Annotated in this window: 20 protein-coding genes; 8 read left to right on the top strand and 12 right to left on the bottom strand. The window is 62.8% G+C overall.

Annotation, left to right across the window (positions count from 1 at the left end; translation table 11 throughout):
- Positions 1-188: 188 nt before the first annotated feature.
- The 3 genes from ilvC to ASE52_RS03065 all read right to left on the bottom strand — a co-directional run bounded on the left by ilvC (position 189) and on the right by ASE52_RS03065 (position 3,798).
- Complete coding sequence (gene ilvC, locus ASE52_RS03075) at positions 189-1,205, bottom strand: ketol-acid reductoisomerase (protein WP_010461114.1); 1,017 nt, start codon at positions 1,203-1,205, stop codon at positions 189-191.
- A 161-nt stretch (positions 1,206-1,366) separates the two neighbouring features.
- Positions 1,367-1,858, bottom strand: coding sequence for an acetolactate synthase small subunit (gene ilvN, locus ASE52_RS03070; RefSeq protein ID WP_007857867.1), 492 nt, complete (start codon positions 1,856-1,858; stop codon positions 1,367-1,369).
- A gap of 146 nt (positions 1,859-2,004) precedes the next feature.
- Positions 2,005-3,798, bottom strand: a complete 1,794-nt coding sequence (locus ASE52_RS03065) for an acetolactate synthase 3 catalytic subunit (protein WP_010461113.1) — start codon at positions 3,796-3,798, stop codon at positions 2,005-2,007.
- Positions 3,799-4,093: 295 nt separating this feature from the next.
- Between ASE52_RS03065 and ASE52_RS03060 the strand changes: the two genes are divergently transcribed.
- The 6 genes from ASE52_RS03060 to ASE52_RS03035 are packed head-to-tail and all read left to right on the top strand — an operon-like array spanning position 4,094 to position 7,665.
- Positions 4,094-4,663: an RNA polymerase sigma factor gene (locus ASE52_RS03060; protein ID WP_010461112.1), complete on the top strand. Its 570-nt coding sequence runs from the start codon at positions 4,094-4,096 to the stop codon at positions 4,661-4,663.
- Positions 4,660-5,112 (top strand): DUF3619 family protein, encoded by a 453-nt coding sequence (locus ASE52_RS03055; protein WP_010461111.1) that lies wholly within the window; start codon positions 4,660-4,662, stop codon positions 5,110-5,112. Before ASE52_RS03060 ends, ASE52_RS03055 begins: the two co-directional genes overlap by 4 nt.
- A 23-nt stretch (positions 5,113-5,135) precedes the next feature.
- On the top strand, positions 5,136-6,020 hold the full coding sequence (locus ASE52_RS03050; protein WP_057223712.1) for a DUF3106 domain-containing protein: 885 nt from the start codon (positions 5,136-5,138) through the stop codon (positions 6,018-6,020).
- A 44-nt stretch (positions 6,021-6,064) separates the two neighbouring features.
- Positions 6,065-6,613, top strand: a complete 549-nt coding sequence (locus tag ASE52_RS03045) for an RDD family protein (protein ID WP_082606743.1) — start codon at positions 6,065-6,067, stop codon at positions 6,611-6,613.
- A gap of 55 nt (positions 6,614-6,668) precedes the next feature.
- Complete coding sequence (locus ASE52_RS03040; RefSeq protein ID WP_057223711.1) at positions 6,669-7,079, top strand: diacylglycerol kinase; 411 nt, start codon at positions 6,669-6,671, stop codon at positions 7,077-7,079.
- The gene (locus ASE52_RS03035) at positions 7,072-7,665 is read left to right on the top strand and encodes a TIGR00730 family Rossman fold protein (protein WP_057223708.1); all 594 of its coding nucleotides are present in this window, start codon (positions 7,072-7,074) and stop codon (positions 7,663-7,665) included. Before ASE52_RS03040 ends, ASE52_RS03035 begins: the two co-directional genes overlap by 8 nt.
- Before the next feature lie 136 nt (positions 7,666-7,801).
- Here the strand turns inward: ASE52_RS03035 and ASE52_RS03030 are convergent, their stop codons facing one another.
- A complete protein-coding gene (locus tag ASE52_RS03030) occupies positions 7,802-8,140 on the bottom strand; it encodes a P-II family nitrogen regulator (RefSeq protein WP_007857855.1) in 339 nt (112 codons plus the stop codon).
- Positions 8,141-8,195: 55 nt separating this feature from the next.
- Positions 8,196-9,854, bottom strand: a complete 1,659-nt coding sequence (locus tag ASE52_RS03025; protein ID WP_057225142.1) for an NAD+ synthase — start codon at positions 9,852-9,854, stop codon at positions 8,196-8,198.
- 80 nt (positions 9,855-9,934) lie between these two features.
- Between ASE52_RS03025 and ASE52_RS03020 the strand changes: the two genes are divergently transcribed.
- Positions 9,935-11,188 carry a GNAT family N-acetyltransferase gene (locus ASE52_RS03020; protein ID WP_057223706.1) on the top strand — a complete coding sequence of 418 codons (1,254 nt, stop codon included), beginning with the start codon at positions 9,935-9,937 and terminating at the stop codon, positions 11,186-11,188.
- Positions 11,189-11,457: 269 nt separating this feature from the next.
- Positions 11,458-11,808: a hypothetical protein gene (locus tag ASE52_RS03015; RefSeq protein WP_010461104.1), complete on the top strand. Its 351-nt coding sequence runs from the start codon at positions 11,458-11,460 to the stop codon at positions 11,806-11,808.
- Positions 11,809-11,891: 83 nt separating this feature from the next.
- Here ASE52_RS03015 and ASE52_RS03010 read toward each other — a convergent pair whose 3' ends face one another.
- From ASE52_RS03010 to ASE52_RS25450, 7 genes are all read right to left on the bottom strand, one after another.
- Complete coding sequence (locus ASE52_RS03010) at positions 11,892-13,076, bottom strand: Gfo/Idh/MocA family oxidoreductase (RefSeq protein WP_057223703.1); 1,185 nt, start codon at positions 13,074-13,076, stop codon at positions 11,892-11,894.
- 177 nt (positions 13,077-13,253) lie between these two features.
- The gene (locus ASE52_RS03005) at positions 13,254-14,258 is read right to left on the bottom strand and encodes a sugar phosphate isomerase/epimerase (RefSeq protein ID WP_057225140.1); all 1,005 of its coding nucleotides are present in this window, start codon (positions 14,256-14,258) and stop codon (positions 13,254-13,256) included.
- 115 nt (positions 14,259-14,373) lie between these two features.
- Positions 14,374-15,351: a substrate-binding domain-containing protein gene (locus tag ASE52_RS03000; protein WP_057223701.1), complete on the bottom strand. Its 978-nt coding sequence runs from the start codon at positions 15,349-15,351 to the stop codon at positions 14,374-14,376.
- 193 nt (positions 15,352-15,544) lie between these two features.
- Entirely contained in the window at positions 15,545-16,591 is a 1,047-nt protein-coding gene (locus ASE52_RS02995; RefSeq protein WP_198928054.1) for an ABC transporter permease, read from the bottom strand.
- Complete coding sequence (locus tag ASE52_RS02990) at positions 16,572-18,059, bottom strand: sugar ABC transporter ATP-binding protein (RefSeq protein WP_057223699.1); 1,488 nt, start codon at positions 18,057-18,059, stop codon at positions 16,572-16,574. Before ASE52_RS02990 ends, ASE52_RS02995 begins: the two co-directional genes overlap by 20 nt.
- Positions 18,056-19,264, bottom strand: a complete 1,209-nt coding sequence (locus ASE52_RS02985; protein WP_057225135.1) for an ROK family transcriptional regulator — start codon at positions 19,262-19,264, stop codon at positions 18,056-18,058. Before ASE52_RS02985 ends, ASE52_RS02990 begins: the two co-directional genes overlap by 4 nt.
- Before the next feature lie 250 nt (positions 19,265-19,514).
- The gene (locus ASE52_RS25450) at positions 19,515-20,420 is read right to left on the bottom strand and encodes a hypothetical protein (RefSeq protein WP_140426125.1); all 906 of its coding nucleotides are present in this window, start codon (positions 20,418-20,420) and stop codon (positions 19,515-19,517) included.
- Between the last annotated feature and the right edge of the window lie 595 nt (positions 20,421-21,015).

The following is a 21,015-nucleotide window of genomic DNA, read 5'->3' as shown; positions in this document are numbered from 1 at the left end:
AGACCTCCAGCGCTTGCCGATATTGCGCAAGCAGCTATTAAATTTATAGTATTCAGCAATTTCCCGCAGGACAGGCAGGTCGCCGTGCGTGCAAAAGGCGAAGGCCGCAGTGTAGCGCCTGCCCACAGGGCCCACCGCCAATGAAAAAGGCCACCGAAGTGGCCTTTTGACGCTTCAGGAATGAAACATCAGTTGCGGGTCTGATCGACCAGCTTGTTCTTGGCGATCCAAGGCATCATGGCGCGCAGTTGGCCGCCCACCTTTTCGATGGAGTGGTCAGCCGTGTTGCGACGGCGGGCCGTCATGCTTGGGTAGTTCAGGCGGCCTTCCTGGATGAACATCTTGGCGTAGTCGCCGTTCTGGATGCGCTTCAGAGCATTGCGCATGGCAGCGCGCGACTGCTCATTGATCACTTCAGGGCCGGTCACGTACTCGCCGTACTCGGCGTTGTTCGAGATCGAGTAGTTCATGTTGGCAATGCCGCCTTCGTAGATCAGGTCCACGATGAGCTTGAGCTCGTGCAGGCACTCGAAGTAGGCCATTTCAGGGGCGTAGCCGGCTTCGACCAGGGTTTCGTAACCCATCTTGATCAGCTCGACGGCGCCACCGCACAGCACGGCCTGTTCGCCGAACAGGTCGGTCTCGGTTTCTTCCTTGAAGTTGGTCTCGATGATGCCTGCCTTGCCGCCGCCGTTGGCTGCAGCGTAGCTCAGGGCCAGGTCACGGGCTTTGCCGGACTTGTCCTGGTGCACGGCGACCAGGTGGGGCACGCCGCCACCTTGGGTGTAGGTGTTGCGCACGGTGTGGCCAGGGGCCTTGGGGGCCACCATCCACACGTCCAGGTCAGCGCGGGGCACGACCTGGTTGTAGTGCACGTTGAAGCCGTGGGCGAATGCCAGCGAGGCGCCTGGCTTGATGTTGGGTTCAACGTTGTTCTTGTACACGGCTGCGATGTCTTCATCGGGCAGCAGGATCATGACCACGTCAGCGGACTTGACGGCGTCGTTGACTTCCAGAACCGTCAGGCCAGCCTTGCCGACCTTGTCCCACGATGCACCACCCTTGCGCAGGCCGACCACGACCTTCACGCCACTGTCGTTCAGGTTTTGTGCGTGGGCATGGCCCTGCGAGCCGTAGCCGATGATGGCCACGGTCTTGCCTTTGATCAGGCTCAGGTCGGTGTCTTTGTCGTAGAAAACTTTCATGGGTCGCTCCGGTTGAAATGCGTTGTTGGGGGTTGAAAAATAAACAGTCAATTGTCTTACATCGGATTGAGATTCGGCCGGATGGCTAGGCGGGGAGCCGCAGACAGTGCTGCAGCACGGCAAGGCTCCCCAACGACGCTAGCCGGTCGAAGGCCAATCCGTCACACGCGCAGAATGCGCTCGCCGCGGCCGATGCCGCTGGCACCAGTGCGGACGGTCTCGAGAATGGCCGTGCGGTCAATGGCCTGCAGGAAAGCGTCGTTCTTCGACTGGTCGCCGGTGAGCTCGATGGTGTAGCTCTTCTCGGTCACGTCGATGATGCGGCCACGGAAGATGTCGGCCATGCGCTTCATCTCCTCGCGCTCCTTGCCCACCGCACGCACCTTCACCATCATGAGCTCGCGCTCGGTGTAGGCACCTTCGGTGAGGTCCACCACCTTCACGACCTCGATGAGGCGGTTCAGGTGCTTGGTGATCTGCTCGATCACGTCGTCGGAGCCCGTGGTCTGGATCGTCATGCGCGAGAGCGATGGATCCTCGGTGGGCGCCACAGTGAGCGATTCGATGTTGTAGCCACGGGCAGAAAACAGGCCCACAACGCGTGAGAGCGCGCCGGGTTCGTTTTCCAGCAGAACGGCAATGATGTGTTTCATGATGAAGAGATTCCTCTTTTCGCTGCCCTCCCCCGTGCACGGTAATACACGGGCTTGGCAGGCAATAGATTCGTCAAAAAAAAGTGATTGCTATCTATTTGATAGCTATTAACGCTTGATGAACAAGCGCTGTAGGCCGATTTGACTTAAAGGTCTTCCGACCCCAGCAACATTTCGGTAATGCCCTTGCCCGCCTGGACCATCGGGAACACGTTCTCGGTGGGGTCGGTGCGGAAGTCCATGAACACCGTGCGGTCCTTGAGTTTGCGCGCTTCGCGCAGCGCGGGCTCCACATCCTTGGGGTGCTCGATCAGCATGCCCACATGGCCGTAGGCCTCGGCCAGCTTCACGAAGTTGGGCAGCGCGTCCATGTAGCTGTGGCTGTAGCGGCCGGAGTACTCGATCTCTTGCCACTGGCGCACCATGCCAAGATAACGATTGTTCAACGAGCAGATCTTGATCGGCGTGTTGTACTGCAGGCAGGTGGACAGCTCCTGGATGTTCATCTGCACCGAGCCTTCGCCCGTGATACAGAACACTTCAGAGTCGGGCTTGGCCAGCTTGATGCCCATGGCGTAGGGAATGCCCACACCCATGGTGCCCAGGCCGCCGGAGTTGATCCAGCGGCGGGGTTCGTCAAAGCGGTAATACTGCGCGGCCCACATCTGGTGCTGGCCCACGTCGGACGTGATGTAGGTGTCGACGTCCTTGGTCATGTTCCACAGCGTCTCGACCACATACTGTGGCTTGATGACATCGGGACTGCCCATGCTGTACTTCAGGCAGTCGCGCTTGCGCCAGCCTTCGATGGTGTCCCACCAGGCAGCCAGCGCGCCGGCGTCGGGGCGGGTGCTGCTCTCGCGGATCATGGAGATCAGCTCGGTGAGCACATCCTTCACGTCACCGACGATCGGGATGTCGACCTTCACGCGCTTGGAAATGCTCGACGGGTCGATGTCCACGTGGATGATCTTGCGGTCGTTCTGAGCAAAGTGCTTGGGGTTGCCGATCACGCGGTCATCGAAGCGTGCACCCACGGCCAGCAGCACGTCGCAGTTCTGCATCGCGTTATTGGCTTCGATAGTGCCATGCATGCCCAGCATGCCCAGGAACTTGCGGTCCGAGGCCGGGTAAGCCCCCAGGCCCATCAGCGTGTTGGTGACGGGGTAGCCGAGCATGTCGACCAACGTGCGCAGCTCGTTGGTGGCATTGCCCAGCAGCACGCCGCCGCCGGTATAGATATAGGGACGCTTGGCGGCCAGCAGCAGTTGCAGCGCCTTGCGGATCTGGCCACCATGGCCCTTGCGCACCGGGTTGTACGAGCGCATTTCCACGCTTTGTGGATAGCCGCTGTACGGCACCTTCTTGAAGGAAACGTCCTTGGGCACATCCACCACCACGGGGCCAGGGCGGCCGGTGCGAGCAATGTGGAAGGCCTTCTTCATCGTCATGGCCAGATCCTTGGGATCCTTGACGAGGAAATTGTGCTTGACGATGGGGCGAGTGATACCAACCGTGTCGCATTCCTGGAAGGCATCCAGCCCGATGGCAGGCGTGGGCACCTGGCCGGAGATGATCACCATCGGAATGCTGTCCATGTACGCCGTGGCAATACCCGTGACCGCATTGGTCAGGCCAGGGCCCGAGGTGACGAGCGCCACACCGACTTCGCCCGTGGCTCGGGCATAGCCGTCGGCAGCGTGCACCGCAGCCTGCTCGTGGCGCACCAGTACGTGCTGGATGGTGTCTTGCTTGTAGAGCGCGTCGTAAATGTAGAGAACCGCACCACCGGGGTAGCCCCAGATGTACTGGACGTTCTCAGCCTGAAGCGACTTGATGAGGATCTCAGAACCCATGAGGTCCTGCGAGCCGGAAGCGGAGGGAGTGTTGCCCTGCGAAGCAGCGGCCGCCGAACTGAGTTCAGCCTTGGAGATTTCCATGATCGATCAACCTTTGTGAATTTCTCTGACGAAAAACCTTGGGTGCTCCTTGCACGCGCTCTTGTGAAGCCAGCTTGGAACTTGAGGCCAAGGACATGGGCGGGATGATTGCCGCGCCGGACCGTGACCCGTTTGCCTTTTGAATTGCAGGGGCGATTATCGCACTGCAACACATGTAAAACCGCCGACCGTCTAAAAAAACCCCCGCGGATGCGATAATCAAAGGCTTCACGTACCGGATAGCCACATTTTTTGCGGCTACACCCGCAACGACCCCCTCCCGGGCTGACCCCTCTTGGCAACCGAACGAGAACTCTCCGATTTCCTCAAAAGTGTAGAAAAGCGCGCATTCAAGCGCTCGGTCTACCACGTTCGCAATGAGGAAGCGGCGCTCGACATCGTGCAGGACAGCATGCTCAAGCTGGCGGAGCACTACGGAGACAAGCCGGCAGCAGAGTTGCCGATGCTTTACCAGCGGATTCTTTCCAACTGCACGCTCGACTGGTTTCGCCGCCAGAAAACCCGCAATGCACTGTTTTCGAGCATGAGCGACTTCGAGGGCCCTGGCGAAGATGGCATGGATTTTGATCTGCTGGAAGCCTATTCAGGACCGGACGATGGGGAACGGGCAGAGAGCGCTGAGGATCTGACCCGCCGGGCGCAGATCTTTCACGGCATCGAAGCCGAAATCGCCGAACTGCCTCCACGTCAACGGGAAGCGTTCCTCATGCGTTACTGGGAAGAAATGGATGTTGCAGAAACGGCGGCCGCCATGGGCTGCTCCGAGGGCAGCGTCAAAACGCACTGTTTTCGTGCCATACAAACCCTCAGCAAGGCACTGAAGGCCAAAGGAATCGAGCCATGAACACTGTACAAACCCCATCGACACAGGCAGAAGCTGCGGCAGAGCGCTTTGCGCTGCGCGTCGCGGCGCGGTTGTCGGGCGGCGCCGACGAATTGCCTTACGACATTTCCGAACGGCTGCGCGCCTCGCGCATGCAGGCACTGGCCAAGCGCAAAAAAGACATCGTTCCGGTGCGCCTGGCTGCACCCGTGGTGGTGCATGCGGGTGGCAGTGCGACGCTGGGCCGCGGTGGCAACGAAGGTGGCAGCTGGTGGAATGCGCTGGTCTCTGCCGTTCCGCTGATGGCGCTGGTGGTGGGGCTGGTGGTGATCAACATTGCCCAGGATGAAAACAGCGTCAACGATGTGGCCGAAGTGGATGCCGCCCTGTTGACCGATGATCTGCCGCCCGCAGCCTACGCAGACCCCGGCTTCGTACAATTCCTCAAAACCTCTGCACCGTCGAACTGAGCCCGCCCCCGACAACGTACTGCATGCACCCAAGTTCTCCAGACGCTTCCCCCGCCCTGCCAGCCTTCGTGCTGGCTTTGGCGCTCTTGGGCGTGCTCGCCGCAGTGGGTGGCCAGGTGCTGGTGCAGATGCGCATGGCACCGGGTACTTTGCTGTCGGCGGGTGCAGAAGCGGCGGTGGCAAGCCCCAACAATGCCCGCACACCCTCCCGGCAGGGCACCACGGCGGTGCCCCAGGTTGAGACCGGCCCGGGCTGGGAAACCCTGACCACGCCCCAAAAAATGGCGTTGTACCCACTGGCGGAGCGCTGGGCCCTCATCAGCGAGGCGCAAAAGCGCCGCTGGCTGGCGCTGGCAGCCAATTTTTCGCTGCTTCCCGAGGAGGAGCAGGCCAAGTTCCATGACCGCATGACGGATTGGGCCAGTTTGAGCGTGCAGCAGCGCAACCAGGCCCGGCTGAACTACGCCGTGACCAACCGGCTCGCACGCGACGACAAACGCGCCCAGTGGGAGGCCTACCAAGCACTGTCCGACGAAGAAAAACGTGCATTGGCAGCACGTGCGGCCCCCAAGCCCAAGGGTGCCGCCACGGCACTGCAGCCCGTGTCGCCCAAGAAGCTGGCCCAGGTTCCAGCGGCCACACAGGCCAACCCCAGCCGCCCGAACGCACCGAAGATCCCGCCGCTCGACCACAGTGCACCCCGGGTGGCGGCGCCAGTCACCCCCGCAGCGCCCCCGGCGACGGGCGCATCCGCGCAAAACCCTGCGCCTACGGTGGTCGAGACGGCACCCGTTTCGGTGCCAGTGGCGGTGCCAGCGGCATTGCCGCCTCTGGGCGCTGGCTCCGCAGAAACAACCCCCGCTGCCCCCACGGTCACCCCCGACAATTCCGGCCTGTACCCCCAATAACCCGCCGCTGACCGGCACCCTCCGCCTCGTTTTCGCTCCCTGGAATGACCGCCACCCCTCCCGCACCTGCACCACAGGCAACCCCCTCGGAAACCCTTTCTGCAGTTGCCGTCGGCCACACGCCCAATTTGTGGCGCCGCATGGCCTGCTGGCTATATGAAGGCATGCTGATGTTTGGGGTGGTGTTCATTGCCGGTTATCTGTTCGGCACCCTCAGCCAGACCCGCCATGCCCTGGACAACCGGCATGCCCTGCAGGCGTTTCTGTTCGTGGTGTTTGGCATCTACTTCACCTGGTTCTGGGCCAAAGGCCAGACCCTGGCCCAGAAGACCTGGCTCATCCGTGTTGTGGATGCCGCCGGGCAACCCATTACCCAGGCGCGTGCACTGTTGCGCTATCTACTGAGCTGGGTGTGGTTCCTGCCGCCCCTGGCAGCCTATCTGTTGGGTGTCTCGGCCATTGAAGTGCTGGTGCTGCTGTTCGGCTGGGTGGCCATCTGGGCCATCCTGAGCCGCTTTCATCCACAGCGGCAGTTCTGGCACGACGCGATGGCAGGTACCCGCCTCGTGCATTTCGAGCTTCCGAAAAAGTAGCGCCCCAGGGCGGGCGGCTGCGCCCGCTGTCATGCGGCTGCGAGACAATACCTTCATGCCCCTGCCCCCACCTGAGTCCATCGCACCTGCCAACCCTCAAAAGACCCGCACGGGCTTGAACCGCATCTGGCACGCGGCGGGCTACTCCCTTGAAGGACTGCGCGCGGGGTGGAACGAAAAGGCATTCCGCCAGGAAGCTGTTGCCGCCATGGTGCTGCTGCCCGTGTCGCTGTGGCTGGGGCAAAACTGGGTAGAAACGGCCCTGCTGGCAGGCTCTGTGGTGATCGTGATGATCGTGGAGCTGCTCAACACCGGCATCGAAACCGCCATCGACCGCATTGGCCCCGAATGGCACGACCTTTCAAAACGCGCCAAGGACATGGGCAGCGCCGCTGTGCTGCTGGCCCTGCTACTGTGCATGGGCATCTGGGGCGCAGCTGTTTTTCAGAGGATTTTTCATGGCTGAACCTGCTTTTTCCGTTTGTGTGTACTGCGGCTCGCGCCCCGGGGAGAACCCGGCCTTTGCCGACGCGGCCAAGGCCGTGGGCCGGTGGATTGGCCAGCACGGCGGGCAGCTGGTGTACGGCGGCGGCCGCAGCGGCTTGATGGGTATGGTGGCCGAGGCCACGCGCTTGGGCGGAGGGCGTGTGGTGGGCGTGATTCCCCAGGCCCTGGTCGACAAGGAACTGGCCAACCGCCAATGCGACGAGCTGCACATCGTGCAGACCATGCACGAACGCAAGGCCATGATGGCCGAACGCAGCGATGCCTTTTTGGCCCTGCCCGGCGGCATCGGCACCTTCGAAGAACTGTTTGAAGTGTGGACCTGGCGCCAGCTGGGCTACCACGACAAGCCCCTGGGCCTGCTCAATGTGGCCGGCTACTACGACGGCCTGCTGGGCTTTTTGCAGACCAGCGTGGCCAGCGGCTTCATGGGTGAGTGGCAGATGGGCCTGCTGCACGCCTCCACCGATGCCGAGGCCCTGCTGCGCACGCTGGTGCAAGACGCCGGCCCCAACCAAGCACCCGTCCCGCTGCGCTCGGTGATCTGACTGCGGTTAAAACTGGCGCGACCCAAGCCAGCGACCGCCGCGCAAGGGCCGCCCCGCCGCGCTGGCGGTGTCCCCCTTCCCGAATGGCGCAGCCATTCGAGAGAAGGGGGAAGGCGCGAAGCGACTCAGGGGGAGCTTATACCGCTGCGTCGTCCAGATCCCCGGTGCGAATCCGCACCACACGCTCCACGGCCGTCACAAAAATCTTGCCGTCCCCGATCTTGCCCGTGCGCGCCACGTTCACGATGGCGTCCACGCAGCGGTCCACGTCCTCGGTCTTCACGACGACCTCGACCTTCACCTTGGGCAGAAAGTCCACCACGTACTCGGCGCCACGGTACAGCTCGGTGTGGCCCTTCTGGCGGCCAAAACCCTTCACCTCGGTCACGGTGAGGCCGGTCACGCCACATTCGGCCAGGGCTTCGCGGACTTCTTCGAGCTTGAAGGGCTTGATGACGGCGGTGATCATTTTCATGGCGTGTCTCCTGGAGGATGTAAAAAATGGGGGCTGAAGGCGCAACGCCGAAGCGTCATGCCCTGAATTTGCTGGTGATAGGGTAACGCCAGTCCTTGCCGAAGCTGCGGCGCGTGACGCGAATCCCTACAGGAGCCTGGCGGCGTTTGTACTCGTTGAGCTTGATGAGGCGTGTCACGCGCTCCACATCGGCGCGCTCAAAGCCGCTCGCGATGATGGACTCGATGGGCTCATCGTTCTCCATGTAGCGCGCCACGATGGCGTCCAGCGCCTCGTAGGGCGGCAGGCTGTCCTGGTCCTTCTGGTCGGGCCGCAGCTCGGCGCTGGGCGGGCGCGTGATGATGCGTTCGGGGATGGGGCTCGCGCCCGTGCCATACGGGTCGTTCGCATTGCGCCAGCGGGCCAGGTCGAACACGCGGGTTTTGGCCACGTCCTTGATCACCGCAAAACCACCCGCCATGTCGCCATACAGCGTGCAATAGCCGGTGGACATCTCGCTCTTGTTGCCCGTGGTGAGCACGATGGAGCCGAACTTGTTGGACAGCGCCATGAGCAGCGTGCCCCGGATGCGTGCCTGCAGGTTTTCTTCGGTCGTGTCTTCTGCCAGACCCGCAAAATCGCTGGCCAGTGCGGCCTTGAAGGCCTCGAACTGCGGCTTGATCGAGATCTCGTCATAACGCACGCCCAAACGTGCGGCCATGTCGCGTGCGTCGATCCAGCTGATGTCGGCCGTGTAGGGCGAAGGCATCATCACCGTGCGCACCTTGTCGGCGCCCAACGCGTCCACAGCAACCGCCAGCACCAGGGCCGAATCGATGCCACCCGACAGCCCGAGCAGTGCGCCCGGAAAGCCGTTCTTGCCCACATAGTCGCGCACGCCCAGCACCAGGGCGTCCCACAGGTCGGCCTCCAGGCTTTTCTCTGGGGCTATCTCTGCTTCAATTTTGATAGCTGCTTGCGCTTGATGGACCTGCGCAAACACCAGTTTTTCTTCAAAACTCGGCCCCCGGCAGGCCACCGAGCCATCGGCGTTGAGCGCGAACGAGCGACCTTCAAACACGACCTCATCCTGGCCGCCAACCAGGTGCGCGTACACGAGTGGCAAGCCCGTCTCGGCCACACGCTCACGCATGGTCTGCTCACGCTCGGCGCCTTTGCCCAGATGGAACGGCGATGCGTTGATGACCGCCAGCAGCTGTGCACCCGCCGCTGCGGCATCCCGTGCGGGGGCGGCAAACCAGGCGTCTTCGCACACCAGCACGCCCACGCGCACGCCTTCCACCTCGAACACGCAGGGCGCACTGCCCGCCACAAAGTAGCGGCGCTCGTCAAACACCTGGTAGTTGGGCAGCTCGCGCTTGGCATAGGTCTGCTCGATCTGCCCGTCGCGCAGCACGCTGGCGGCGTTGAGGCAGGCGCTGAATGCAGGCGCATCGGGCACCACGGCCTGCGGGTGGCCCAGCACGATGGCCAGGCCTTTCAACCCTGCCGTCTCGCGGGCCACGGTTTTCACGGCATCATCGCAGGCCGCAATGAACGCGGGGCGCAGGAACAGGTCTTCGGCCGCATAGCCGCAAATCGCCAACTCGGGCGTCAGCAGCAATCTTGCCCCCTGGGCATAGGCCTCGCGGGCCGCCGCAATGATCTTTTGGGCGTTGCCGGGCATGTCGCCCACGACAAAGTTGAGCTGCGCAGTGCAAATGGAGAGCGTCATGGAACTGGAATCGGCCCCTGCGGCCAGGTTGAATACTGCCCACACGGGCCCGCAGCTTGCAAAGCAAAACCGGGGTGTGCATGGCTGAATCTGCCATTATCGCCCGCGTACTTGCCTCTGTGCTGGAGGTGGATGCTGCGGCCTGGAACACCCTGCTGGCCCGGCAAAGCCACCCCACGCCCTTCATGCGCCACGAGTACCTGGCCGCCCTGGAAGAAAGCGGCAGTGCCACCCCGCGCACGGGCTGGGCGGCGCGCTTCATGACCCTGTGGGACAGCGACACCTTGATTGCCGCCTGCCCGCTGTACCTCAAGAACCATTCCTACGGTGAATACGTCTTCGACTGGGCCTGGGCCAGCGCCTACGAGCAGCACGGCGTGCCCTACTACCCCAAGGCCGTGATCGCCGTGCCTTTCACCCCCGTGCCGGGCACCCGTCTGATGGCCCGCGACGATGCCGCGCGCGCGCTGCTGGTGCAGGCAGTGTGCCAGTGGTGCGAGGACGAAAACGTGTCGTCCGTGCACATCCTGTTTGCCAGCGACGACGATGTGCTGACCAGTGCGCAGCAAGACCTGATGCTGCGGCACACCGTGCAGTTCCACTGGAAGAATGTGGCCCCCACGCTCCCCGCTGCGCGTGGTTCGCTGCCCCCCGAGGGGTCCCCGCCCGTCGGTGGCGAGAGTCAACCGTTCACAGACTTCGACCACTTCCTTGCCAGCCTCGCCCAGGACAAGCGCAAAAAAATCCGCCAGGAGCGCCGCCGCGTGGCGGAGGCCGGAGTCACCTTCCGCTGGTCACGCGGCGCGGACATCAGCGCGGCCGACTGGGATTTTTTCTACCGCTGCTACGAACGCACCTACCTCGAACATGGCAACCCGCCCTACCTCACGCGGGACTTCTTTGCCCGCATGGCGGCGCACATGCCCGAGGCCTGGCTGCTGTTTGTGGCCGAGCGCGATGGCCTGCCGATTGCTAGTAGTTTGATAGCTATCAGCGCTTTACCATCAAGCGCTAGCAGCCAAAAAGACCAAAAATTGGTAGCCTACGGCCGGTATTGGGGTGCGCTGGAGCGCGTGGACTGCCTGCACTTTGAGGCCTGCTACTACCAGCCCCTGCAGTGGTGCATCGACCATGGCGTGCAGCGCTTTGAAGGCGGCGCCCAGGGCGAACACAAGATGGCCCGCGCCCTGCTGCCCGTGCAGGCCACCAGCGCACACTGGCTGGCGCACCCGGCCTTTGCCGAGGCGGTGGAGCGGTTTCTGGCGCGCGAAAGCGAGGGGGTGGGGCACTACCTGAGCGAACTGCAAGAACGCAGCCCGTTCAAGACAGGCTGAGCCGACGCAAAGCCGCTCCATGGCCGCCGGAGCATCTTTGGGCGGCCAGCATCGGGGCACATTTCGTCGCCCGTGTAGCCCATCGCCAGCTTGGGCCCACGCCAGCTTGCACCAAGCTGACAACACCAATGCCGCGTTGGATGTGCCCAACCTCGGGTTCTCCCGACCTCGGCACAGCTTTTGCAACGGCATACTGGCGGCCGCCCGCACCACGGGCTGTGCACCACGGCGGCCCATCCGCCCGCCCGCAACCCCAAAGCCCCTTATTCATGGCCGCTCCCCAGCATGTCCCGTTTCTGACGGTGGAAGACGAAGACGACTGGGTCGTCTCGTTCGCGCTCGGCCCGCAAGGTGCCCACCGCCTCACACTGGTGCGCACCCCCCGGCTCGAATTCATGCTGCGGCCCGAGCAGCGTGGTGTGTCGGTGGGCGCCGAAGCGGGCCAGCGCCCCGCCCTGCTGGTGGCCGTGCAGTGGGGCCCCAAAAGCGTGGATGTGGTGTCCACCGCCAAGCGCTACAGCCTGGACATCAGCAAGGTCGACAACGCCACCCGCACGGCGGCACTGCGTGTGCTGGGCAAGATGAACTTTGACCAGCGATTTCAGCTGGCAGGCAACTAACTAGCGTGCGCTGAGGGCCTGCAAACGCTCACAAATAGATAGCATCCAGCGCTTCCCAGCTAAGCGCTGCAAGTTGATTTCATTCAAATTTTCGGGCCCGCGCCGTTTGCCAATGCGGTCCACTTGCGCTCGCTGCCGGCAGACTCCACCACCTTCTCGATAAAGCGCACGCCCTCGGCCCCGTCTTCCACGCGCGGGTAGTCGGCCTCCAGCGCGGTAGCGGTGCGCCCTGCGGCACGCGCCCGAATGTCCGCCGCCACGCCCAGGTAGACGTTGGCAAACGCTTCGATGAAAGCCTCCGGGTGCCCCGCCGGAATGCGCCCCGCGCGCAGCGCCGATTCGCTGAGCCACGGCGAGCCGCGCGTGAGGATGCGGCGCGGCCCGTCCACCGGCGAATGCACCAGGTGGTTGGGGTCTTCCTGGCGCCACACCAGCGTGCCCAGCGTGCCGGACACCTGCAGGCGCACATCGTTCTCCAGCCCCGCCGCCACCTGCGACGCAACGATGACGCCGCGTGCACCGCCCGCATAGCGCAGCAGCAGCTGCGCATCGTCGTCCAGCTGGCGGCCTGCGCCGAAGGTGGTGAGGTCGGCGCACAGCGCCTCGGGCCGCAGCCCGGTGACGGTGGCGGCCAGGTTCTCGGCGTGTGATCCGATGTCGCCCATGGTGCCCACCGCGCCGCTGCGCGCAGGGTCCAGCCGCCAGTCGGCCTGCTTGTTGCCGCCGCCCTGCTCCACCGCCGTGGCCAGCCAGCCCTGGTTGTATTCCACGGTAACCTTGCGCAGCGTGCCCAGGGCGCCGCTCTGCACCAGGTGGCGGGCCTCGCGCACCATCGGGTAGCCGGTGTAGTTGTAGGTCACGCCGAACACGGTGCCGGCCTGGCGCACAGCGGCCACCAGCTCATCGGCCTGGGCGCTGGTGTGCACCAGCGGCTTGTCGCACACCACATGAAAGCCCGCCTGCACAAACGCCAGGGCCACCGGGTGGTGCACATGGTTGGGGGTCACGATGCTCACCAGGTCGATGCGGTCACCCGGGCTGCGGCGCAGTTCGTCGGCCAGCAGGTCCTGCCAGCTGCCGTGGTTGCGGTCCGCGCGCAAACCCAGCTCGGCGCCGGATGCGCGCGCCCGCTCGGGCGAGGATGACAGCGCGCCAGCCACCAGCTCGAACTGGCCGTCGAGCGCCATGGCCTTGCGGTGCACCGCACCGATGAAGGCGCCATGGCCGCCGCCCACCATGGCGTAGCGGAGCTTGCGTTCAGAAGACATGGAGAGCCTTATTTCTTGGTTGTGGTTATCCATTGCGTTGCGCGGGACTGACGAAACTGGCGCGCCCCAGGCCAGGGCCGCCGCGCAAGGGCCGCCCCGCAGCGCTGGCGGCGTCCCCCTTCCCGCGCGCAGCGCGAGAGAAGGGGGAAGCGGCGCAGCCGCTCAGGGGGTTGCACTTCATCTATCGCGCGCAAACACGGCGTCGAATGCGCCGGCTGCCGGCTTGAAATCCAGCCGCTTGCAGAACGCCGCACTCTCCGTGGCGCCGTGCACGCGGTCCATGCGGCTGTCTTCCCACTCCACCGAGAGCGGGCCCTGGTAGCCGATGTCGTTGAGCGCCACGATGATGGATTCGAAATCGATCATCCCGCGCCCCACGCTGCGAAAGTCCCAGTTCCGCCGCGCATCGCCAAAGCTGGTGTGCCCGCCAAAGGTGCCCACCGTGCCATCGCCCTTGCCCCACCACACGTCCTTCATGTGGGCGTTGTAGATGCGGTCGGCAAACTGGCGGATGAACTTCACGTAGTCCACGCCCTGGTAGGCCAGGTGGCTCGGGTCGAAGTTGAAGCCGAAGCGCTTATGGCCGCCGACCGCTGCAATTGCGCGCTCGGCCGAGGCGATGTCGAACGCGATCTCGGTGGGGTGCACCTCCAGCGCGAAGTTGATGTCGTGCGCTTCAAACACATCGAGGATGGGGCCGAAGCGCTGGGCAAAATCGGCAAAGCCCTTGTCCCAATACGCCTGCGTGGTGGGCGGAAACGCATAGATCGAATGCCACACCGACGAGCCGGTGAAGCCCGTCACCGTCTTCACGCCAAACTTGGCAGCGGCGCGCGCCGTGTCGGCCAGCTCGGCCGCCGCACGCTGGCGCACACCCTCGGGCTCGCCATCGCCCCACACATGCGGCGGCAGGATGGACCGGTGGCGCTCGTCGATCAGGTCGCACACCGCCTGGCCCACCAGGTGGTTGCCGATGGCAAAACATTGCAGGCCGTGCTGGGCCAGCAGTGCGTGCTTGTCTTTGACGTACTGGGGCGACGACAGCGCCTCCTGCACGTTGAAATGGTCGCCCCAGCAGGCCAGCTCCAGGCCGTCATAGCCCATGCTTTTGGCCAGGGGCGCGAGTTGCGCCAAAGGCAGGTCGGCCCACTGGCCGGTGAAAAGGGTGACGGGTCTTGGCATGGCGGCTCCCAAGGGGCGTGGGGTTGCAGGTGCGAAGCGGCAAGCAGCTATATTTTCAATAGCTGCTTGCGCTTGATGGATAAGCGCTAGAGGCTTATTGGACTCAAAAAAACCATCAGAATGGCGAGTCTGGGAAGTAGAAACTCTTCGCGTTCTCTTTGGTGATCAGCACCGACGGGATGATCGTCGTCGCAGGCAGCTTCTCGCCCTTGATGCGCGCCTCGGCCGTGAGCTTGATCGAGTCGTAAATGAACTTGGGGCTGTACGACACATTGGCCTGGATCAGCGGGTTGCTGCCGTCGGCCAGCGTCTTGATCATGCCCTTGGCACCCGCGCCGCCGAACACCAGCTTGATGTCCTTGCGCTTGGCCTGCTCGATGGCCTTGAGCACACCCACGGCCATGTCGTCGTCGGCCGCCCACACCGCGTCGATCTGCGGAAAGCGCGTCAGGTAGTCCTGCATCACCTTGAAGGCGTCGTCGCGGTTCCAGTTGGCGTACTTGGCATCCAGCAGCTTGATGCCGGGGTGGTTCTTCAGCACGCTGTTGAACGCGTCCATGCGCTCGTTGTCCAGCGTGGTCGCAATGCCGCGCATGGCCACCACGTTGCCCTTGCCGCCCAGCGCCTTGGCGATGTACTCGGCCGGAATCTTGCCAAACGCCGTGTTGTCACCCGCCACATACGCGTCCTGCGCGCTGGTGTCCGTCAGGCCCCGGTCCACCACCGTCACGTACACGCCCTTGGCCTTGACCTGGGCCACAGGCTTGGTCAGCGCTGCGGATTCGAACGGGAAGATGACCAATGCGTTGATCTTGTTCACCGTGACCAGGTCCTGCAGCTGGTTGGCCTGCTCCGGCGCGCCGCCTGCCGTCTTGACGATGACCTGCAGGCCGGGGTGGGCCTTCTCCAGGTCCTTCTTGGCCTGGTTGGCCCAGTACACGATGCCGCCGGTGAAGCCGTGCGTGGCCGACGGAATGGCCACACCCACCACCGTTTTGTTGGCCTGCGCCATGGCGGGGGCGGCCAATGCCAAGGCGGCGGCGCCCACGGCCGTGAGGGCCAGACGGCGGGTGAAAGAAAGTTGGCTGTTCATGCGTTGTCTCCTGTTGCTTTGGAATATGGCCATGGAAGCTGGCCGGCTGGGGAACACCTCGAAAAACAAATGCACGCAAAGAGTGACTGGAAAACTCAGCGAAGCGGTCCTGGCTAGGCGCTGTGTCGCAGACAGTGCGAGTAGCACGGCAAGACACTGCAACAACGCCAGGAGAGTTGTTCCAGCCACTCCATCACCGCTTGCCGCGCTGCATGAAGGCCACGGCAATAATCACGAACCCCTGCACCGCCGCATTCAGGTACACGCTGATGATGCTGGTGAGGTTGAGGATGTTGCTGATGACCGAGAGCAGGATCGCGCCCACCACCGTGCCGGTGATGCTGCCCGCCCCGCCCTTCAACACCGTGCCGCCCACGATGACGGCGGCAATCGCCTCCAGCTCCCACAGCAGCCCCGTGGTGGGCGATGCAGAGCCCAGGCGCGGCACATACAGCAGCGTGGCGATGCCTACGCACACCCCGAGCAGCATGTACGTCAGGATCTTGATCTTGTGCACATCCACCGCCGCGTACTGCGCCACCTGCTCGTTGGAGCCGATGGCCTGCACATAGCGACCGTAGGCCGTGCGATTCAGGATCACGCCGCCGATGACAGCCACCAGCAAGAAGATCCACACAGGGATGGGCACACCCAGCAGGTTGGCGTAGTACACCGGGCTGTAGATGTCCGACAGATCGTTCTCCAGCGTGATGGCCCCGCCGTTCGAAAAGTACGTGAGGTACGCACGGAAGATGCCTAGCGTGCCCAGCGTCACGATGAAGGGCTCGATGCGCCCCTTGGTGATGAGCAGGCCGTGCACCAGCCCGAACACCGCGCCGAGCACCACCGCCAGCAGCATGCCCGCCACCACGGCTGCCATGGGCGAGCCCAGCACGGGTGCCATGGCGTTCATGAACAAGATGACCGAGCCCGCGATCAGCGCCGCCATCGACCCCACCGACAAATCGATGCCGCCCGAGATGATCACAAAGCACATGCCCACCGCGATGATGCCGATGAAGGCCGTGCGCGTGAGCACGTTCATCACGTTGTCGTAAGTAGCAAAGTTGCTGTTGAGCAGCGTGCCGGCAATGCACAGCAGCACCAGCCCGATGACCGGGCCCAGGCCGTGCAGCTTGCCCCACCAAGCCGTGGCGCCGCCGTGGCGGCCTGCACCGGGCACAGCGGGTGCTGCGGCAGCCGCTGCGGTGGGTGCGTTTTCAGCGGGTACCTGTGGCATGTGCGATCAACTCCTCTTCGGTCAAATTTGGCTCTTGGAGCGTGGTCTGCAGCCGCCCGGCGCGCATCACCGCCACGCGGTGGCACAGGCCGATCAACTCCATCAGTTCGGAAGAAATCACCACCACCGCCAGCCCCTGCTCTGCCAGGCGCTGCACCAGGTGATAGATCTCGCGCTTGGCGCCCACGTCCACGCCGCGCGTGGGCTCGTCCAGCACCACCACGCTGGGGCCGGGGTGCAGCACCTTGGCCAGCGCCAGCTTTTGCTGGTTGCCGCCCGACAGCGATGAGGCGCGCACATCGAGCGAGCCGGTGCGGATGCCGAACTCCTGCACCGCATCGCGCAGCGCGGCCTGCTCGGCCGCCGGGTCGAGCCAGGGCTTGGCATAGCGCTCCAGCGCCATCAGCGTCAGGTTGGGCCGCAGGCTGAAGTGCACGTGCAAGCCCTTGCCCTTGCGGTCTTCGCTCAGATAGGTGAGGCCATGGCGCGCCGCATCGCGCGGGCTTTTGAATTGCACTGGCTTGCCCGCAAGTTCCGCCGTGCCTGCAGAGCGCGGGCGCAGGCCCAGCAGCCCTTCAAACAGCTCGGTGCGCCCGGCGCCCACCAGCCCGGCAAAGCCCAGAATCTCGCCGCGCCGCACTTCAAAACTCACGTCCTGCGCCCAGCCAGGCACGGTGAGGCCGCGCACTTTGATGATGGGCTCACCCGCCGGTGCAGGCAGCTTGGGCGGGAACAAATCCGCCAGCTCGCGGCCCACCATCAGGTTGGCCATCTGCCGCCGCGTCACGCTGGCCGTGGCCTCGCGCGCCACCAGCAGGCCGTCGCGCATCACCACCACCTCATCGGTGGTGCGCTCCACTTCGTCGAGCTTGTGCGATATGTAGATGATGGTCACACCCGCGGCCTTGAGCCCGGCCATCAGCGCAAACAGGCGCTCCGTCTCGCCGGGGGTCAGCGTGGCGGTGGGCTCGTCCATGATGAGCAGGCGCGCATTGCGGGCCAGCGCACGGGCAATCTCCACCAGCTGCTTTTCAGCCACGATGAGCTTGCGCACCCGCGTGTCCGGGTCCAGCGGCAAACCCACCTGTGCCAAGGCAGCGCGCGTCTTCTCGCGCATCGCCTTGTCGTCCAGGAAGGGGCCCTTCTTGATCTCATGGCCCAGAAAGATGTTCTGCGCAATCGTCAGGTCGTCCGCCAGGTTGAACTCCTGGTGGATGAGCACGATGCCCTGCGCCTCGGCCGCGCGCGAGCCGCCGCCCGGGGCGCGCACCGCGCCGTCCACCACCACCTCGCCGGTGGTGGGGCTCTCATACCCCGCCAGAATCTTCATCAGCGTGGACTTGCCCGCGCCGTTCTCGCCTAGCAGGCCGTACACCCGGCCCGGCTGCAGCGCAAAGCCCACCCCGTGCAGCACGCGCACCGGGCCAAACTCTTTGGTCACATTGCGAAACTCAACAGCAACACTCATCGCATCGCTCCTGCCGTTGCAACGCCAACCGCTGCGGTCGGGCGTGAAGAAGACCGCACCAAACTTTCCTGCATGGCCAGCACGCCTGCGCCCACCACGCCCGCATCGTCGGCCAGCGGCGCGTATTGAATTTCGAGGTGCCGCGTGGACAGCGCCAGCGACCGGTGGTACACGCTCTGCCGCACCGACGCGAGGAACAGCGGCCCCATGTCCGTCACCCGCCCCGCAATGAACACATGCGACGGGTTGAAGAAGTTCACGATGGACGCCAGCATCTGGCCCACCAGGCTGCCCGCGCGCTGGATGATCGCGTTGGCCGCCACATCGCCCGCCCGGCTGGCCTGGGCCACGTCCTCGGTGGTCAGCGTGCCGGTGGCCTGCAGGCGCTCGGCCAGCATCGCGCTCTCGCCGCGCTCCACGGCCTCCATCGCCATGCGCGCCATGGCGGGTGCGGCGGCCATCGCCTCTACACAGCCCTGGTTGCCGCAGTGGCAGCGCGGCCCGCTTTGGTCCACGCAGATGTGGCCCACATCACCGGCCGACCCATTGGCGCCCCGGTACACCTGCCCGTGGCAGACGATGCCGCAGCCAATGCCCGTGCCCACCTTGATCACCAAGAAGTTGGGCAGATTGCGCTGCAGCCGCCACAGCTCGCCCAGCGCCATCAGGTTCACATCGTTGTCCACAAACACCGGCGCGGCAAACGCCTCGCGCAGGTAGTCGCGGATGGAAAAACCGTCCCAGTCGGGCATCAGCGGCGGGTTGACGAGTTGCCCGCTTTCAAAATCAACCGGCCCCGGCAGGCCCATGCCGATGGCGATGACCTGCGACGCCGCCAGCCCGCAGCGCGCCATCAGCTCCCGCATCAGCCCACGCAGCCGCGCCAGGATCACGCCCGGCCCCTGGCGCACATCGATGGGCTCACGGTGCCGCTCCAGCACCGTCATGTCGGGCCGCATGATGGCCACCTGCATGCTGGTCGCGCCCAGGTCGGCGCCGATCACCACACCCAGGGTTTCGCTCAAACGCAGGGTTTCGGCCCGCCGGCCGCCGGAGGATTCCTGCAAGCCCACCTCGTCGAGCAGGCCCTCGTCCAGCAGCGCCGCGACCATGGCGTTGGCCTTGCTCTTGGAATAGGCCAGGCGCTGCGCCAGCGCATTGCGCGACGCGCCGGCGGACCAGAAGATGGTCTGCAAGACGCTCAGGTCTTCGGCGCCGCAGTGACTCCAGCGGGTGGATGGCAAGGCTTGTCTCCTGTCATGTTCTTGTGCAGCACCTCATGAGGGTGGGTGCTTGACAGGGATGCTATGCGGTCTACTTTGGCCGGGCAAGACTTAACTTTGACCTAAAACCAGCCAAACATCTCAACTATTGGACACCCAAGTACAACCTTAAATGTCAGTGACGATTAAGCCAAACCAGATATTAACAATTAACCATCCCGACATATATTAATCACTTCGCGCCAATCACGTATATAAGGCTATGTACAAACTCCTCCCCAAACCTGATATTAAACCTTAGCTCCTGAGAGCCGGGATCAGCAGTCAAATCTGGCTTCCTTACCGCAAGTGGGGCCTTGGCCATTGGAGGAACCACCACACTAGCGAAATTTGAAATATCGCCGGGTGTCGCCATTCTTCGGTTTACAGAGACGTCCATCGGCAAAGCGGTTTTGTTATAAATCTCGAACTCCAGTATATTGCTAGCGTCGTTTTTTTCGCCGCCACGAATGGCTTTTATCGGAAACTCCTGGTTACTATAACTTTTTCGCAAATCCGAATCGTAGTAGCGACCAAGATTACTCCATCCAATCTTATACGAACTCACCAATTGAGATTCAACGTACGCCGATTTAACACGATAATAAGCTTTATCACCATAAAGAACAACAGGAATTAGCGCAACATAAAAAACAAGGAACAAAAATGCTCGCGCATAGTTCGGCGGCATATCAGAGTTTTTTTTGACAACGCGTCCCTTCGCACCCTTGGAAGACACAGATGTAATTTTTGCAGAATCAAGCAAGCCTTTCTCAATCAATAAAACTACTGAGGCCTCCATTCCTTTATGGAGTCTTTCGATTTTCAACGTTGATCCATCAAAAGAAATCCCACTTGAGCTCGAAGCCAATAACTCACCCTTCAGTTCAGAATCAAGGCTGACCTGTATATCCTCCTCCACTTGATTACCCTTGTTGTAAACAAGAAGTTCACAGAGAGAACCATTCTGAGATATTTGAGCATGCCGAAATAATTTCGGCACCACAACGTACAGCTGACGCATTCTAAACAAATATGCAACAATCGAGGTAACAACAAAAAGCACCAAACCAATCGCAATTTTCTCAAAATTCTCCATTCAACCTCCCATAAATTTAAAAAATAAGCTTCGAGCCACATTCAAAAACATCACACACTCAAAAGACAATAACACATATTACTTAAAATTCGTCAGCACTGCGGAAAATCAGTGCAGAAATTCATATACGAAATATATCACCTGAGGTTTTCAACTATTCATCCAGCGGAAGCACACAGATTTTAAAGAATAACGACAGCACTGCTGTGAACGAATCGCATCTTGGCAAGCGCGCATCTTCGTCGTGACTACGCGCACGCTGCCCACCCTCTAAACGCAAACCCAACCTCATAACACCAGCACGTGGCTGACCCTTGCTTCGCGCTGAATCGCTCAATCAACCTCCGGCGTCAGCCCTCCAGCTCCGCAGCCGCCCCTGTCAGATATCTCCGGCGCCATGGCAGACGCCACCTGGAATGCCGAGTAGCGCGACAGCTAAACGTGGCACTCCCTTGCTCCGCCTTCGCCGCCAGCGCGTTCCATCCGCCACGCTCAGGTGCACCACAACCACCACCAACACGCAACGGCGGGGCTGGAAGATTTGATCTTTTTTAATAGCTATCAGCGCTTTACCAATAAGCACTAGAGCCTGTTT

This window comes from Acidovorax sp. Root275 (assembly GCF_001428965.1).
Classification (GTDB): domain Bacteria; phylum Pseudomonadota; class Gammaproteobacteria; order Burkholderiales; family Burkholderiaceae_C; genus Acidovorax; species Acidovorax radicis.
This window is presented reverse-complemented; position numbering and strand designations above follow the sequence as displayed.